A 15,921-nucleotide genomic window follows, 5' to 3' on the forward strand; every position below is an offset into this window, starting at 1 on the left:
TCCGGATTCGGGGATCGTGTCCTGTCTCAAAGCAACGTTTGAACCTGTGCTGTCAGTGCCGCCGCCTCGTCGGGATCGAGTTTGCGTCGCGCCAGCGAGAGCGAAACGTCGTCGTCCGCAAATCGAGGCACGAGATGGACGTGTGCGTGATCGACGGTACCGACCAGCGGCCCGGTCGTATGGAAGGTGCTGAACCCATTGGGCTCGAGGACGGCCTCGAGCGCGCTGGCGACTGTCCGAACGGTCTCGAAAACGGCTGCCGCGTCTGGGTCGTCACTCGTCAAGACGTCCGCTACGTGGGCGCGCGGCGCGACGAGCGTGTGGCCCCTCGTGGCCGGATTGCGATCGAGAAAGGCGATCGTCCACTCGTCCTCGTAGAGGACGTGTGCCGACTGGCCGCCGCCAGCGAGTCGGCAGAACTCACAACTATCGTCCATAGCTGTATTTTCTCTCACGTCGACATATAGGTACCTCTGCACGGTGGTTTTGCGATCGAACGTCACTGATGGTGACGGTACTGCCCGTCAATGTCAGATATACGTGTTGTGTCCGGCAGTATTACAGGAGTCCGTGGTCTTCCTGCAGCATCCGGTACTGCTCGAGATACTGCTCGGCCACTGCCGACCGATCGTAGTCGGCAAACCGGTCCTCATACGTGCGGTCCTCGAGATCACCCGCCGCGAGGATGGCTTCGGCCAGTTCGTCCTCGCTGGTGGTCCGAAAGCCCCGCTCCCAGCCCTCGACGAGTTCGTGAGCGCTCGAGTTCGCGTGGTACTCGACGATCCCGACACAGCCCGATGCGAGCGCCCACAGCATCTCCGTCGGGAAGACACAGCGTTCGGCCGTCTGGGCGAAGACGTGTGCGCCGCGGTAGGCCGCGATCCGCTCGTCGAGCTCGAGGTCGCCGACGAACTGCACCCGATCGTTGATGCGGAGGTCGCTCGCGAGGTCTTCGTAGGCGTCACGTTCGGGCCCGTCGCCGATGACGGTCGTCTGCCAGTCGCGATCCCGGAGTTCGGCCAGTCCTAACAGCAGGCTCTCGAGGTTGGCCCCGTCGTCGAGACGGCGTGCGTAGATCACGTCGACATCCTCGCCCGGGTCGACATCCTGAATCCGATCGTAGTCGATTGGGTTCGGGATGATATCGACGATGTCGCCGTCGGCACCGATCTCTTGGGTCCACGTCGAGACGAGTTCCGACGGTGTGATGATCCCATCGGGTCGGCCAGCCGCAAGCCGCGTCCAGCGCGTCTCTGGGACGCCGTCGTCGCCGTACCACTCGAGGACCAGTGGCGTCCGCGCAAGCGCCGCTCCCGCACGAGCCGCGAGCACCTGACGCGGCGGCTGTGCGCTGGCGTGGATCACGTCCGGGTTCGCAGCCGCAAGCACGAACGGCAAGCGGGCGAGAAACGAGCTGTGGGCGTCCGGCCCGTCGACGACCGCGTGGTAGGTAATCCCCTCTCGCTCGAGGGTTGCTCCCTCATCGGCCCAGAAATCGGCACAGTAACAGTGGACGTCGTGGCCTCGCTGTGCGAGTAACTCGAGGATCGTCCGAAACCGCTGGTTCGTCTCGCTATCGCGGTGATGGACCGTTTCGAACGAGACGAACGCGAGTCGCATATTCGGCCGCCACGTAGTCCCGGGCTATAAAGTCACTTTTTTCATTCTATCCGACGGCAGTTTTCGGGACAACATACCGGCTCCCTCGAGCGGCCGACCGGTGCCACTGGCCGGAATCCGGGGCTGCCGCGACCGAAATGACTACCGACTCGGGTCCGTACGCCTCTGGCATGGGAAGCTACGACATCGAGCGCTATCTCAACGTCCGGAGCGCCTACGGCGCGTCGTTCGGTCCCGACGGCGAGCGGCTCTCCTTCCTGATGGATACGACCGGCACTGCACAGGTCTGGACGCTCGAGACCCCCCGCGGCTGGCCCGAACAGCGGACCTTCTACGACGAGCGGGTGACCTTCGCCTCGTGGTCACCCGAACGCCCGGAGCTGATCTTCGGGATGGACGAGGGCGGCAACGAGCGCGCCCAGCTCTTTAGACTCGACCCCGAGACCGGCGAAATCGAGAATCTGACCGCGATGCCCGACTCGAAACACCGCTGGGGCGGCTGGAGCCACGACGGCGACCGCTTTGCCTTCACCTCAAATCGCCGCGACGAGTCCGTCTTCGACATCTACGTGCAGGGTCGCGACGAAACCGGCGAGGACGCAACGCTCGTCTACGAAGGCGACGGCTGGCTCTCGCTTGCCGGCTGGAGCCCCGACGATTCCCGGCTGCTTGTCTCGCAGGCCTATTCCAACTTCGATCAGGACCTGTACGTTCTCGATCTCGAGGCAGACGAGCGCGAACTCGAGCACCTAACACCCCACGAGGGCGACGTACGCTATCAGAGCGCGAGTTGGGCTCCCGACGGCGAGGGGATCTATCTCGTCACCGACAAAGGTGATGCCGACACCCTGTATCTGGCCTATCTCGACCTTGAGACACGCGACCTCGAGACCGTCATCGACGGAGATGGATGGAACGTCGACGGGATCGCACTGGACGACGAAACCGGTCGCTTCGTCTGCTCACGAAACGTCGAGGGCTACACCGAGTTGACGGTCGGCGAGTTCGACGCCGACAATCCCACCGACTACGAGACGTTCCCTGAACCCGACCTCCCGGGTGGCATCTCTGGCGGCGTAAGTTTCGATCCCGACGCGGAGCGATTCGCCCTGTCGACTACTGGCGATACGGTCAACACGAACGTCTTCGTCGTCGATATCGAAACCGGCGCGGTCGACCGGTGGACGAGCGCCCCGACCGCGGGCATTCCCCGGGAGACGTTCGACGAATCCGATCTCGTCCACGTCGAGAGCTTCGACGAGTTGGAGGTGCCCGGCTTCTTGACCTTGCCGGACGACCACGAGGAGGGCGAAACGCCGGTCATCGTCGACATCCACGGCGGCCCCGAGAGCCAGCGCCGGCCCTCCTTCTCGAGTGTCAAACAGTACTTCCTCGATCGGGGCTACGCCTACTTCGAGCCGAACGTGCGCGGCTCGTCGGGCTACGGGGCCGACTACGCTGCGCTCGACGACGTCGAAAAGCGGATGGACTCGGTTGCGGACATCGAGGCCTGCGTCGAGTGGCTCCAGGACCATCCTGCGATCGATCCCGACCGGATCGCCGCCAAGGGCGGGTCCTACGGCGGGTTCATGGTGCTCGCCGCCCTGACCGAGTACCCCGACCTCTGGGCTGCCGGGATCGACGTTGTCGGCATCGCCAACTTCGTCACCTTCCTCGAGAACACTGGCGACTGGCGGCGCGCGCTTCGCGAGGCCGAGTACGGCTCGCTCGCCGAGGATCGCGACTTTCTCGAGGACATCTCGCCGATCAATAACGTCGAGCAGATCGAAGCGCCGCTGTTCGTCCTCCACGGCGAGAACGACCCTCGCGTTCCAGTCGGCGAAGCCGAACAGATCGTCGAAGAGGTTCGGGAACACGGCGTGCCCGTCCGGAAACTGATCTTCGACGACGAAGGCCACGGCTTCTCGAAGCTCGCGAATCGGATCGAGGCCTATTCGGAAATCGCCGACTTCCTCGACGAGCACGTCTGAATCGACGCCTGCGCGGTGCTTGTCGACGTTAGTCGATAACGCCCGTTTTGTGTGCTACGTCTCGAGCTGCCTGCTCGTTCATCCCGTTGCCAAGAATCGTATACCGATCACGGATCTCGTGGCAGGTCGTCAGCGCCTCGACGATCACCTCGTCGTCGATCCCGAGTTCGGCGGCGGTCGTCGGTGCATCGATGCTCGCAAGCGCGTCGCGAATGTCCCGCCAGAGCCCGTCTTCTCCCTGATGGAGGTAGGCTGTCATGATTGAGCCGACGCCAACCTGGTGGCCGTGGAGGGCCGCACCGGGTGCCAGCCGGTCGAGTTGATGTGAAAAGAGGTGTTCGGCCCCACTTGCAGGCCGCGAGGAGCCGGCGATGCTCATCGCGACACCCGACGACATCAGCGCCTTGGTGACAACCCAGGCCGACTCCTCGAGCCCCGGTCGGATGAGATCCGCGTTGCCCACGAGGATTTCGGCGGTCATCTCGGAGAGTGCGGCGGCGTACTCCGAGAACTCGACGTCTTGCAGTCGCTTGGCGAGTCGCCAGTCCATCACCGCGGTGTAGTTCGAGATGATGTCTGCACAGCCAGCGGTCGTCAGCTCCCACGGCGCGTCCGCGAGGATGCCAGTGTCGGCGACGACCGCAAGCGGTGGCTCGGCGGCAACGCTGTGGCGGGAATCGCCGTTCGGGACCGAGCCGCGATTGCTGACGATCCCGTCGTGGCTCGCCGCGGTCGGCACGGATAGAAAGCCCATGTTCAGGTGGTGGCTGGCCAGTTTTGCGATGTCGATAGCCTTGCCACCGCCGATCCCGACGAGATAGGCAACGTCTTCGGCCTCGGCGACGTCGATCACCCGCTCGACGGCGTCGAACGTCGCTTCCTCGATCGTCACCATCGCTGGCTCGATCCCGGCAGCCTCGAAGTCGGCCGCGATGGGGTCGGCGGCGACCGCTCGAGGTGTCGGACTCGTGACGAACAGCGGCCGTCCCTGTAGGTGAAGGTCGTCGACTACGTCGCGGACCTCGTTGCGAACGCCGTGGCCGACGACGACGTTTCGCGGGAGGCGGATCCACGTCGACTTCTCGAACATACCAGTCTTGACACACCCCCGGGACATGTGTTTTTCCTCGTCGCACTGCCCGGTGGCTGGGAAGCGGCATGCAGCGCCGAGCCGCCTGCATGTCACTCGGAACCTGGATTCGCGCCAAGTGAGTGTATTTATCAACTGATTAGTCACAAGCAAAAATATGATTGCGACACTCACGCTCTGGCTCGGCCTGCTCGTCGCCAGCTACAGTGCTGGGCGCGTGTACGGGTGGTACACGATCCGGCGGGGCGGGAACGATGATCGGCGATCGCGTGGGACGTACCGACTCCTCGGCGTCGTCGGTATCACAACGCTCCTCCTCCTCGCGTTTTCCGGCTTCATCGGTGCGACCGAGGCAGCCCTCTCGTCGCTCCATCCAGCAGTGGTCGGCGGCCTCGCGACGCCGCTGGCCTGGGTTCCAACGGCAGCAGGAACGATCGTTGCGGTTCTGATCGCGTATCTCGGCGTCTTTCCATCCGTTCGCAAACGACGCGACCTCGAGATCAGCGCCGCGGTGGCAGTCGCCCGGCTCGGAAAGTACCTCGTCGCGCTCACGCTTATTTGTCTGATTTCGATTGCACCCCTCGCAGCGCTTCTCGGTGCCTCGGAGCCGTCGCCATGGTTGATCCCGGTCCTGTTCGTCGGCTTCGTCGTCGGCACCTACGGCTGGTCGCTGTCTCGCGTTCGGCTCTCGCAGACGGTCTCCGAGCCGACGGCCGAGCAACGTCGGCGGCTCGAGGCCGCGGCCGACCGTGTTGGGCTGACTGCGACGATCGCCGGCGTCATTCCGGGTAAGGGAATGGAACTGGCCAGACTCTATCTCGATGGGGCACCCGGGAACCGGCGGCTGTACGCAACCGACTACGCGTTCGACGTCTGTGATACTGCCGAACTGACAGCACTGTGTGCGCGCGTCGACGCTGCCGATGAGTTTCGGCTCCTCGAGCGACGGTCCCTCGTCGAGGCGTTTCTTACGGCACTCGTCGTGACGCTGACTGTCTGGATGTCGCTGCTCGTCGCGCTTGCCGGCCTGCTCATCACGTGGCCGCTGCTCACGTGGTACCTCCAGCGATGTGAGTTCGCTGCCGACCGTCGTGCGGCTCGAGCGGTCGGGGCAGATACACTCGCGAGCGTCTACGAAGCGTCTTCGGACGTGACTGACGAGCGAAGTCGGTTCCACGAACGGCTCGCGACGCGACCGTCGACAGCGCGACGAGTCGAACGACTCAGACAGCTGCAGTCCTAAACCGTGGGACAGCCCATCCAGGATCGATCGCGGTATCGGGGCTCCTCGGGCGACAGTCTCCGGTAGCCCATGGCGTTCGATACCGTGTGCAGTTTCATCAATAATGACTCTTTGTTTGCTATCCTGCGGTTGTATTTGGTCATACGTAAATAGCTTCGGCGCAAAACGCTCGTATGAGCGACTCCGAACCCAGAGATCCGATTACTGGCGTTCCGATCGACGACCCCGACGTCCCAGTCTACATGCCCGGAACACCGACCGGTTCGTTTCTGCGATTTCTCGAGCGGGCCGTCGACGTGCTGGCCCGCTGACGGCCGCGAACACGCACTCGAATCGGATGCTGATACTGCCGGAAGAACGACGTGAAGATCGGTCGCGCTGCTGCGGCCGTCACCGGTGGAGACGGCCGCGAATCCGCGACCGACTTCGTGTTGACTTCTGTCCGACAGTATGACTGTCGATCAGTTAGTGTAGTGACCAACGGGGAAGGGTTCTTTTGACCCCACCGTGGTAGAGCGCGTCGACATGTCTGATCAGCACTGGCCGGAGCGCACAGCGGAGTATCCACTCGAGTGCGACCACTGTCACTATCCGATCCCTGGCGATCCCGTCGCCAGCGACAACGGCCGCTACTGTTCGGTTGCCTGCCGCGAGGCCGACGACAACACGACACTGCCCGACCCACAGGCCTACAAACGGGTCGTAACAGGGGTCGAGCCGATCGACTCGCTCGTCCCCAACGGCATCCCCGCCGACTCGTTTCTCCTGCTCTCGGGCGACGAGGGGACCAGCCGGGCCGAACTCGGGATCGAACTCGTCTGGCGTGCCTTAGAGCGTGGCGAACCCGCCGTTGTCGTCTCGCTCGCGAATCCGCCGACGGCGACGCTCGAGCGCTTTTATCAGAACGGCTGGAACGTCCTGCCGGCCCTCGAGAACGATCGGCTGCGGATTATCGACTGCTATACCCACCGGCTCGACGACCGAGACGGGTTCAGGGCCCGGCGCACCGAGTGGCCGACGTTCCTCGGCGAGGCGGCCGCAGACGCGATCGTCGAGGTGCGCGATCCGAGCGACCGCAGCGAGGTGACCCACAGTCTCGTCGGCGCGCTCGACGACCTCGAAATGAGCGAGACCGGGCTCGTCACGATCGACTCGCTGGACGAACTCGAGCGGGTCTTTCAGGACCGGCAGGTCCACGATTTCGTCGAAGAGATCCGAGCGACGGTCTGTAAGGCACGGTTCGTCCCGATCGTCGCCGCTGCGTCGACGGCAGACGAAGACGATATTCCCGAGGCCGAGTACGTATTCGACGGCATCGTCGATCTACGGCTGACAGAGCAGCGAGCACCGAACACCCGGCACAAACAGCTCGCCATTCGGAAGCTGATCGGTGCCCAGTTTCTCCCCCAGTGGATCCAGTACGATCACGAACCGGGTCGTGGACTGTTCGCAGCCAGTCCGAACACGGGACGGAGCACACAGCAGGGGTACGAGGTCGGGACCGAACTGTCACAGCCGGACCGGCCCTGATGGCTCGAGGCGGGCCAGCTCCCGTCACGTTCACGAGTGCGGCGCGGACGATCGGGTCTACGACGAGCCGTGTCAGTCCCGGTAGCGACCCCTGTCACCGCGGCCGCTGCCAGCGCGAGTCGAAACCGCGCCCGTTTTTCCGTCGCTTACCCGACCGTTCCATATGAGCGGCACGTACGTTCTCGTGATCGACGTTCCCCGAACGACGCGTTTTGCTGTCGGCGCACTCGGTGAGTACACGTTCGATGCCGGCACGTACGCCTACGTCGGCAGCGCGTTCGGTCCAGGCGGCTTCAGTCGCGTCGAGCGCCACCGCGAACTCGTTGCTGGCGACCGCGACACGCGTCACTGGCACATCGACTACCTGCTCGGCCGGCCGGAAACGACCCTCGAGACCGCGATCATCTTCCCGGACGCTGATCGAGAGTGTGAACTGGCCGCGCAGCTGCCGGGCACACCGGTCGACGGCTTCGGAGCTTCAGACTGTGAGTGCGCAGGGCATCTACTCGCCGTGCCGGACGCCGACACCGTCCGCGAGGCGGCGGTCGAAGCCGGCGGCGTCGTCGACGGGACGCGGTGAGAATCGGACCCGCGAGTTATTACCGATGCGTGTGAACTGGTGCCTATGACCGATGCAGATTCCGAGACTGGCACCGATCCGCAACTCAACGACGACGCGATGGAACGGTTCCCCGTTCCGTCGTTCGAGGACCTCCCCGAAGATTTGCAGGAGCGGATCGCCGAGGAAACCGATCGCGCCGGCTTTACCCCGAACGTGTTCTCGGCGTTTGCGTACAAACCCTCCCACTTCCGAGCCTTTTTCGAGTATCACGACGCGCTCGTCGAGGACACCGCCTTAGCGCGCGAGGAAATCGAGATGATCGTCGTCGCCGTCTCCGGTGTCAACCACTGTTACTACTGTAACGTTGCCCACGGCGCGCTCGTGCGCATCTACGCCGAGGACCCGACGCTGGCCGACCAATTAGTCGCAAACTACCGAACGGCGGACATCAGCGAGGCTCACCGGACGATGCTCGACGTCGCTGTCAAACTCACCGAGCGGCCGACCGAGGTCGAACCCGATGACTTCGAGGCGCTGCGCGAGGCCGGCTTCAGCGACGAAGCGATCTGGGACATCGGGTCCGTCACCGCCTTCTACAACCTCAGCAATCGGATGGCGATGTTCGCAGAGATGCAACCCAACGACGAGTTCCACACGCTCGGCCGATAACTCGATCGTATTCGTCTCAGTCGTCGCTCGCCGCGAAACTGGCCGACTCAGTCGCGATATCGGCCTTTGGCGTACCGGGCAGTTCGTTGCGGACGTCGTCCGATCCCTGTTCGGAGATTGCCTCGGCGTAGGCCTCGGGCATGACCTTCACGAAGGCCTCGAGCGCGCGCTCCCAGTTTGCGAGCAGCTCTTGGCCGCGCTCGGAGCCGGTGTAGGCGACGTGGTTCTCGACGAGCCGTCGGAGCATCTGCTCGTCTTTTTCCTCGAGGTCGTCGTGCAGCGAGACCATGCCGGTGTTGGCCTTCGCCTTGAACTCGTCGTCGGGGTCGTAGACGTAGGCAACGCCGCCGGACATGCCGGCCGCGAAGTTCGTGCCGGTGTCTCCGAGGACGGCGACGACACCACCGGTCATGTACTCACAGCCATGGTCGCCGACGCCCTCGACGACGGCCTTCGCGCCGGAGTTGCGCACCGCGAAGCGCTCGCCGGCGACGCCGTTGACGTACAGTTGGCCGTCGGTCGCGCCGTAGAGCGCGACGTTGCCGATCGCGACGTTGTCGGTCGGATCGTAGGCGGCGGTCTCGGGCGTGCGGATCGTCAGTTTGCCACCCGAGAGCCCTTTGCCGACGTAGTCGTTGGCGCTGCCGTCGAGGTGCATCGAGACGCCGCTTGCCAGGAACGCGCCGAAACTCTGGCCAGCCGTGCCCTCGAGGTCGACGGTGATCGTATCGTCCGGAAGGCCGGGCTCGCCGTAGCGGTCGGTGATCCGGTTCGAGAGCATCGCGCCGACGGTGCGGTCGACGTTGGTAACGTCGGCCTCGAGGGCGACGGGTTCTTGCGCTTCGATCGCGTCGGCCGCAGCCGCGATGAAGTCGCGATCGAGTTGTGCCTCGAGCTCGTGGTCCTGCTCGCGGATCTTCCGTCGGACCTCGCTGCCAGGGTCAGCAAGCACCGCCGAGAGGTCGACGTTGCGGGCCTTCGGGTGGTCGACGTCGTCGCGCTGTGCGAGAACGTCGACGTGGCCGATCATCTCGTCGAGCGTCTCGAATCCGAGGTCGGCCATGAGTTCGCGCAGTTCCTGCGCGATGAACGTCATGTAGTTGATGACGTGTTCGGGCTCGCCGGGGAAGCGCTTCCGGAGGTCCTCGCGCTGGGTGGCGACGCCGACCGGGCAGGTGTTGTTGTGACACTGCCGGGCCATCACACAGCCCGAGGTCACGAGACTGGCAGTCCCGAAAACGTACTCCTCGGCTCCCAGCAGGGCAGCGACAGCCACGTCGCGGCCGGTTTTCATGCCGCCGTCGGCCGAGACGCGAATGCGGTCGCGCAGCCCGGTCTGACAGAGCATCTGGTTGGCTTCGGCGAGACCGAGTTCCCACGGGAGGCCGGCGTTCTTGATCGAGGTGCGCGGCGACGCACCCGTCCCGCCGGAGTGGCCCGAGATGTGGACCACGTCGGCGTTAGCCTTCGCGACGCCGGCAGCGACCGTGCCGATGCCGGCTTCGGAGACCAGTTTGACGTTGATGTCCGCTTCCTCGTTCGCTGCTTTCAGGTCGAAGATCAGCTGTTTGAGGTCCTCGATCGAGTAGATGTCGTGCAGCGGCGGCGGGGAGATGAGGCCAACGCCCGGCGTCGATTTGCGGACGTGGGCGATCATCTCGTTGACCTTCTCGCCGGGGAGGTGGCCGCCTTCACCGGGCTTGGAGCCCTGGGCCATCTTGATCTGGAGTTCGTCGGCACTCGAGAGGTACGTCGACGTGACCCCGAACCGTCCCGAGGCCACCTGCTTGACGTTGCACTCCTTTTCGGTGCCGAATCGCTCCGGCGGCTCGCCACCCTCGCCCGAGTTGGACTTGCCGCCTAAGCGATTCATCGCGATCGAGTTGTTCTCGTGGGCCTCCGGCGAGAGCGAGCCGAGGCTCATCGCCGCGGTCGAGAACCGCTGGACGATGTCCTTGATCGGCTCGACATCCTCGAGCGGGACCGGGTCGCGGTCGGAGTCGAACTCGAGGAGCCCGCGCAGCGTCTGGAGGTTCTGTTGTTGGTCGTTGATCTGGTCGGCGAAGTCCTGGTAGCGCTCGTAGTCGTTCGAGCGGACGGCCTGCTGGAGCGCGCCGACGGTCTGGGGGTTCCACTGGTGGTGGATTCCCTCCGAGCGGTGTTCGAACTCGCCGTGGCGATCGAGGTCGGCGTCGTCGCCGTCGTCGAACGCGGTCGCGTGGCGCTCGCGGAGGTCTTCTTCGATTTCGGCGAGGCCGATCCCCTCGGTGCGGTTTTCGGTGCCCTCGAAGTACTCCGCGACGAGGTCGGAGTCGAGGCCGACGGCCTCGAAGATCTGCGCGCCCTGGTAACTCTCGACTGTCGAGATACCCATCTTGGCCATGATCTTCAGGAGGCCGTCCTCGACCGCACCGACGTAGGCGTCGATGGCGATCTCGGCGTCCGCGCCGTCGGGGCCGGCGGTGAGGTCCGCGATCGTCTGGTAGGCCAGGTACGGGTTGACCGCGCCCGCGCCGTAGCCGACCAGCGTCGCGAAGTGGTGGACGGTGCGCGGATCGGCGGACTCGACGACGAGGCCGACGTGGTTGCGAAGGCCGTTGCGCACGAGGTGATGATGGACGGCACCCGTCGCCAGCAGGCTCGGGATCGCAATCCGGTCGTCGTCGACGCTGCGATCCGAGAGGACGAGCACGTCGTGGCCGTCCTCGATCGCTGCGACGGTGTCCGCGCGGACGCGTTCGATCGCCGCCTCGAGATCGTCGCCCAGTTCGTCGTTTGCGGGCTCGTAGGTGATGTCGATCGTCGCGGCCGTGATCCCGTTGGCCGAACAGTCGCGGATCGACGCGAGTTCGGCATCCGTCAGGATCGGCGAGTCGAGCACGAGTTGGCGGGCGTGGTCGGGCGACTCGTCGAGGAGGTTGCGCTGGAAGCCCAGTCGCGACTCCATCGAGGTGACGAGTTCCTCGCGAATGTAGTCCAGCGGCGGGTTCGTGACCTGTGCGAACAGCTGTTTGAAATACGAGAACAGCGGCCGGTTGTACTCGGTAAGCACCGACAGCGGCGTGTCGTCGCCCATCGAGCCGACGGGGTCTTTCCCTTTCTTGGTCATCGGCTCGATCAGGTTCTCGAGTTCGTCGTGGGTGTAGCCGAAGGCAGCCTGGTAGTCACGCAGCCCGTCGACTGCGTCCCGGGGCGTGCGGTCGTCCGTGCGCTGGATGTCGTCGAGATGGACCTGTTCTTGGGCGACCCACTCGCCGTAGCGGTCGTCGGTCAGGTCCTCGAAGACCTCCTCGTCAGGGATGACCCGTCCCTCGTTGGGATCGGCGAGGAACAGTTGCCCGGGCTGGAGGCGGCCGCGCTCTTCGATCTCCGACGGCTCGGTCTCGAGCGCACCGGCCTCGCTGGCCATGATCAGGCGATTGTCAGTGGTGATGTCGTACCGGCACGGTCGCAACCCGTTGCGATCGAGCACTGCGCCGACGCGTTCGCCGTCGGTCGCTGCGACGAGGGCGGGACCGTCCCACGGCTCGACGAGCGAGGCGTGAAAGTCGTACCAGTCTTTGCGATCGTCGGCCATTGCGTCATCGCCGCGCCAGGCCTCGGGAACGAGCATGCGCAGCGCGTGCTCTAAGTCCCGGCCGTCCTGCATCAGGAGTTCGAGCGCGTTGTCGACGCTCGCGGTGTCCGATTGGTCGGGATCGTCGATGATCGGCTTGACCGCCTCGAGATCCTCTAAGACCTCGCTCTCGAGGTCGGTCTCGCGGGCTCGCATCCAGTTGATGTTGCCCTGAATGGTGTTGAACTCGCCGTTGTGGATGATGTTCCGGTAGGGATGGGCGAGGTGCCACGCCCCGAGCGTGTTCGTCGAGAACCGTTCGTGGACCATCGCGAACGTCGAGTCCATCCGTTCGTCGGTCAGGTCAGGGTAGTAGGAGGGGACCTGTTCGCCTTTCAGCAGTCCCTTGTAGACGACGGTATCCGAATCGAGAGAAACGACGTAGAAGCGCTCTTTGGTTTCGATATCGGCCGTTTCCACCTCGTTCTCGAGGGCCCGTCGGGCGACGTAGAGCCGCCGGTCGAAGTCATCACCGGAGATGTCATCGTCGGGCGTGACGACGACCTGCCAGACGTCCGGTTCGGAGTCGACGGCCGTCTTCCCGAGGTCGTCGTTGTTCGTCGGAACGTCTCGCCACTCGAGCACCGAGAGATCGTAGGTATCGAAGGTGTCCTCGACGAGCGAGATGAGCGCCTCGCGTGCCGTCTCGTCCTGTGGGAGAAAGAGCGAGCCGACGGCGTAGGTGTCCGGCAGCGACGCCTCGAGGACGTCTCGGAAGAACGAATCGGGCGTCTGAAGCATGATGCCGGCCCCGTCGCCGGTGTTTTTCTCCGCACCGGTCGTGCCGCGATGTTCGAGATTTCGAAGCAACTCGAGGCCGTCGGCGACGACGTCATGGCCGCCGTCTCCGTCGAGATCCATGACGACGCCGACGCCGCAGTTCGACCGCGCGTCCATGGGGTCGGCGAGCCCCTGTGAACGCCCAGTCGATGGCGCGAGATGTGGCTGTGACATACACACTCGTAGCGGGATCAGCTATAAGAGACTAACCCATTATGACTAAGTGTATTATATACACATATAAATAAATATAAGGTGAATTTAGCCACCTTATAGATATGACATACGTGTGAGAGCCACGTTCAGCGAACGTCGCCACGACTGTTGGCACGCTGATCTCTCCGTCGAATCTATTGAGCGAGAACTGTCAGTTCGAACCCCCTCCGGAAAAACGATGTTTCCGGTAGCGGGGTCACTGTGTCAGAGGCACGTAGTGTTCACCCACCAAAGTGAACACCACACGAATCTAGTCATGCGCCCCCGGTAAGCAATATGGGGCTAAAGACTTAGGTCCGAATGACAACGAGACGTACGATCGATCGGGGCCGCCGCTCAGTGATTTCGACCAGATCTGTCACTGGCGGTATATTTGTCTTATTTCGGCTCGAGTATCGACGGCGGACGCTGACGCTGCTGTCGTCCCCACAGTTCAATTTCGGAGCACAACGAGTTGCAACTCAGACGGACGACTGTCAGTCAGTGCCGGTGCACCCGCAACCCACACTGCGGTCCCACCAGGACAGCGGGACAGCAAGACCGTATCAAAACCCCACAGTCGAGACAACCGAACGTGGAGAGCGGTTAGTACGACTTCGCGAAGTATGCGATTTCGTCGGCGGGGTCTCCACAGACGCCACACTCGTCGACCTCGGGTTCGGGGACCGCACCGGCCGTCGTCCCGCCCTCGTCGGTCAGCGGCTGCATGACGATTTCGGCGGCGATCTTCTCTTTGATCGCTTCCTCACAGGCCTCGTCGCCACACCACGGCGTCTTCACGTAGCCGCCGTGTTGGCCGATCGTCCCGAGGATCTCTTCGGGGCTGTGGGCCTCGCGGACGTTCTCCTCAAGGTTCTCTTCGGCCGCCTCGTAGAGTTTGTCGTAGATCTCCTCGAGATGCGTGTCGACGGCGTCGACGATCTCGGCGCGATCCTCGACGGTTTCCTCGTTGTCCGGGCGGTGGACCAGCGTGACCTCTTCGTCTTCGACCTCGTAGGGCCCGATCTCGAGTCGCAGCGGAACCCCGTTGAGTTCGTGTTCGTTGAACTTGAAGCCGGGATTGCGCTCGTCGCGGTCGTCGAGTTCGACGCGGAAGCCGGCTTCTTCGAGGTCGGCGGCGATTTCTTCGGAGTACTCGAGGACGTCGTCTTTCGTGTCTTCCTGCCAGATCGGAACGATGACGACCTGGGTGGGTGCAACCGTCGGCGGGAGCACGAGCCCCTGGTCGTCGGAGTGGGTCATGATGAGCGCGCCGAGTGCACGCCAGGAGAGCCCCCACGAGGTGGTGTAGGCCGTCTGTTCGTCCTCGTTTTCGTCGGCGAACGTGATGTCGAACGCCTCGGCGAAGCTCTGGCCGAGGTTGTGGCTGGTCGCGCCCTGAACGGACTTGCCGTCGGGCATCAGCGCCTCGACGGTCGTCGTGGTATCCGCACCGGGGAACTTGTCGTGTTCGGGCTTTTTGCCCCGCAGGACCGGAATTGCGAGTACGTCCTCGTAGACCTTCTCGTACTGGCTCAGACGGGTCCAGACCTCCTCCCACGCGCCCTCGTCGGTGGCGTGGGCGGTGTGGCCCTCCTGCCACATGAACTCCTTCGTCCGGAAGAAGGGCTTGGTCTCGGTGGCCTCCCAGCGGACGACCGAACACCACTGGTTGAGCCGCATCGGCAGATCGCGGTGGCTGCGGGTCCAGTCGGCCATAAACGGCGCGATGATCGATTCGCTCGTGGGTCGCACCGCGAGGCGTTCCTCGAGCTCGTCGTGGCCGCCCTGAGTCACCCACGCGACCTCGGGATCGAAGCCTTCGACGATGTCCTTTTCCCGCTCTAAGAAGCTCTCGGGGATGAACATCGGGAAGTAGACGTTGTCGACGCCGGTCTCTTTGAACCAGCCGTCAAGGGCGTCCTGAATGGCCTCCCAGAGGGCGTAGCCGCGAGGTTTCGTAACGATAAATCCGCCCATCGGCGCGTAGTCCGCGAGGCCTGCCTTCTGGACGACCTCGGCGTACCACTCGCCGGGCTTGTGCGATTTCGACTCGGTGATCCCGAGTTCCTGGCTCTCGTCGCTCATTGTGTCGACATGCAGGCAGCGCAGGCTTAAACCATGCGAAGGCCACCTGCGCTACGATTAATCGCGACTGGCGTCCGCGGCGCGCTCGCGCAGCCGGCGTTTCTGCCGGCGCTCGGTGACGTGATCGACGCCATCGGCCAGTTCGTCTCTGACCTCGCGTTCGAAGGCGTCGACGTCCTCGAGAAACTCTCCAGAGAACTCCTCGACGAGTTCGAACGTCCACTGGTCGCTGATCGCGCCCGCCGGGAGATGGTCGTCCCGAAGGTCGTTCGCCCACGCTTCGTAGCCGGCTTCACGGAGGGAATCCTCGGCGTCGCCTAACCGGTCCATCGCATGGCCGAGCTGGTGGTGGAACTCGAGCAGCGTCCCGTAGGCCCGGTGGACGTGCTCGAGACTCAACTGGAGGTCATGCAGCGCCGCCTGTTCGGCGTCGCTCAGCTCGAGGTCGTCGAGATCTGTGGCCGTCTCGGGGTCGACGTTCGAATCGGGGTCAGTCACGGAGACGAGGACCACGACTCGACGGAAAACCCTGGTCGT

The 15,921-nt window shown here is 64.0% G+C and carries 12 protein-coding genes; 6 read left to right on the forward strand and 6 right to left on the reverse strand.

The window, feature by feature from the left end; genetic code table 11:
• Positions 1 to 26: 26 nt before the first annotated feature.
• Both BDK88_RS01540 and BDK88_RS01545 read right to left on the reverse strand, forming a co-directional pair.
• Positions 27 to 437: an HIT family protein gene (locus tag BDK88_RS01540; RefSeq protein WP_130498855.1), complete on the reverse strand. Its 411-nt coding sequence runs from the start codon at positions 435 to 437 to the stop codon at positions 27 to 29.
• A 121-nt stretch (positions 438 to 558) separates the two neighbouring features.
• On the reverse strand, positions 559 to 1,620 hold the full coding sequence (locus BDK88_RS01545; protein ID WP_130498856.1) for a glycosyltransferase family 4 protein: 1,062 nt from the start codon (positions 1,618 to 1,620) through the stop codon (positions 559 to 561).
• A 170-nt stretch (positions 1,621 to 1,790) separates the two neighbouring features.
• Between BDK88_RS01545 and BDK88_RS01550 the strand changes: the two genes are divergently transcribed.
• Positions 1,791 to 3,611 carry a S9 family peptidase gene (locus BDK88_RS01550; protein WP_130499763.1) on the forward strand — a complete coding sequence of 607 codons (1,821 nt, stop codon included), beginning with the start codon at positions 1,791 to 1,793 and terminating at the stop codon, positions 3,609 to 3,611.
• A gap of 28 nt (positions 3,612 to 3,639) precedes the next feature.
• Here the strand turns inward: BDK88_RS01550 and BDK88_RS01555 are convergent, their stop codons facing one another.
• Positions 3,640 to 4,701, reverse strand: a complete 1,062-nt coding sequence (locus BDK88_RS01555) for an NAD(P)-dependent glycerol-1-phosphate dehydrogenase (RefSeq protein ID WP_130498857.1) — start codon at positions 4,699 to 4,701, stop codon at positions 3,640 to 3,642.
• A 157-nt stretch (positions 4,702 to 4,858) separates the two neighbouring features.
• Here BDK88_RS01555 and BDK88_RS01560 point away from each other — a divergent pair, with 157 nt between their 5' ends.
• The 5 genes from BDK88_RS01560 (at position 4,859) to BDK88_RS01575 (ending at position 8,705) form a co-directional block, all read left to right on the forward strand.
• Entirely contained in the window at positions 4,859 to 5,944 is a 1,086-nt protein-coding gene (locus tag BDK88_RS01560; protein ID WP_130498858.1) for a peptidase, read from the forward strand.
• 173 nt (positions 5,945 to 6,117) lie between these two features.
• Complete coding sequence (locus BDK88_RS21015; protein WP_165396893.1) at positions 6,118 to 6,255, forward strand: hypothetical protein; 138 nt, start codon at positions 6,118 to 6,120, stop codon at positions 6,253 to 6,255.
• Between the two features lie 214 nt (positions 6,256 to 6,469).
• Entirely contained in the window at positions 6,470 to 7,474 is a 1,005-nt protein-coding gene (locus BDK88_RS01565) for an RAD55 family ATPase (RefSeq protein WP_130498859.1), read from the forward strand.
• 163 nt (positions 7,475 to 7,637) lie between these two features.
• Positions 7,638 to 8,054: a GIY-YIG nuclease family protein gene (locus BDK88_RS01570; protein WP_130498860.1), complete on the forward strand. Its 417-nt coding sequence runs from the start codon at positions 7,638 to 7,640 to the stop codon at positions 8,052 to 8,054.
• A gap of 45 nt (positions 8,055 to 8,099) precedes the next feature.
• On the forward strand, positions 8,100 to 8,705 hold the full coding sequence (locus tag BDK88_RS01575) for a peroxidase-related enzyme (RefSeq protein ID WP_130498861.1): 606 nt from the start codon (positions 8,100 to 8,102) through the stop codon (positions 8,703 to 8,705).
• Between the two features lie 16 nt (positions 8,706 to 8,721).
• On the opposite strand, the gene gltB is transcribed toward BDK88_RS01575, so the two are convergent.
• The 3 genes from gltB to BDK88_RS01590 all read right to left on the reverse strand — a co-directional run bounded on the left by gltB (position 8,722) and on the right by BDK88_RS01590 (position 15,882).
• Positions 8,722 to 13,275 carry a glutamate synthase large subunit gene (gltB, locus tag BDK88_RS01580; RefSeq protein ID WP_130498862.1) on the reverse strand — a complete coding sequence of 1,518 codons (4,554 nt, stop codon included), beginning with the start codon at positions 13,273 to 13,275 and terminating at the stop codon, positions 8,722 to 8,724.
• Positions 13,276 to 13,902: 627 nt separating this feature from the next.
• Positions 13,903 to 15,384, reverse strand: a complete 1,482-nt coding sequence (proS, locus tag BDK88_RS01585) for a proline--tRNA ligase (RefSeq protein ID WP_130498863.1) — start codon at positions 15,382 to 15,384, stop codon at positions 13,903 to 13,905.
• Positions 15,385 to 15,441: 57 nt separating this feature from the next.
• Positions 15,442 to 15,882, reverse strand: a complete 441-nt coding sequence (locus tag BDK88_RS01590) for a hypothetical protein (protein WP_130498864.1) — start codon at positions 15,880 to 15,882, stop codon at positions 15,442 to 15,444.
• Positions 15,883 to 15,921 lie beyond the last annotated feature (39 nt).

Origin of the sequence: Natrinema hispanicum (genome assembly GCF_004217335.1) — an archaeon.
Lineage (GTDB): Archaea > Halobacteriota > Halobacteria > Halobacteriales > Natrialbaceae > Natrinema > Natrinema hispanicum.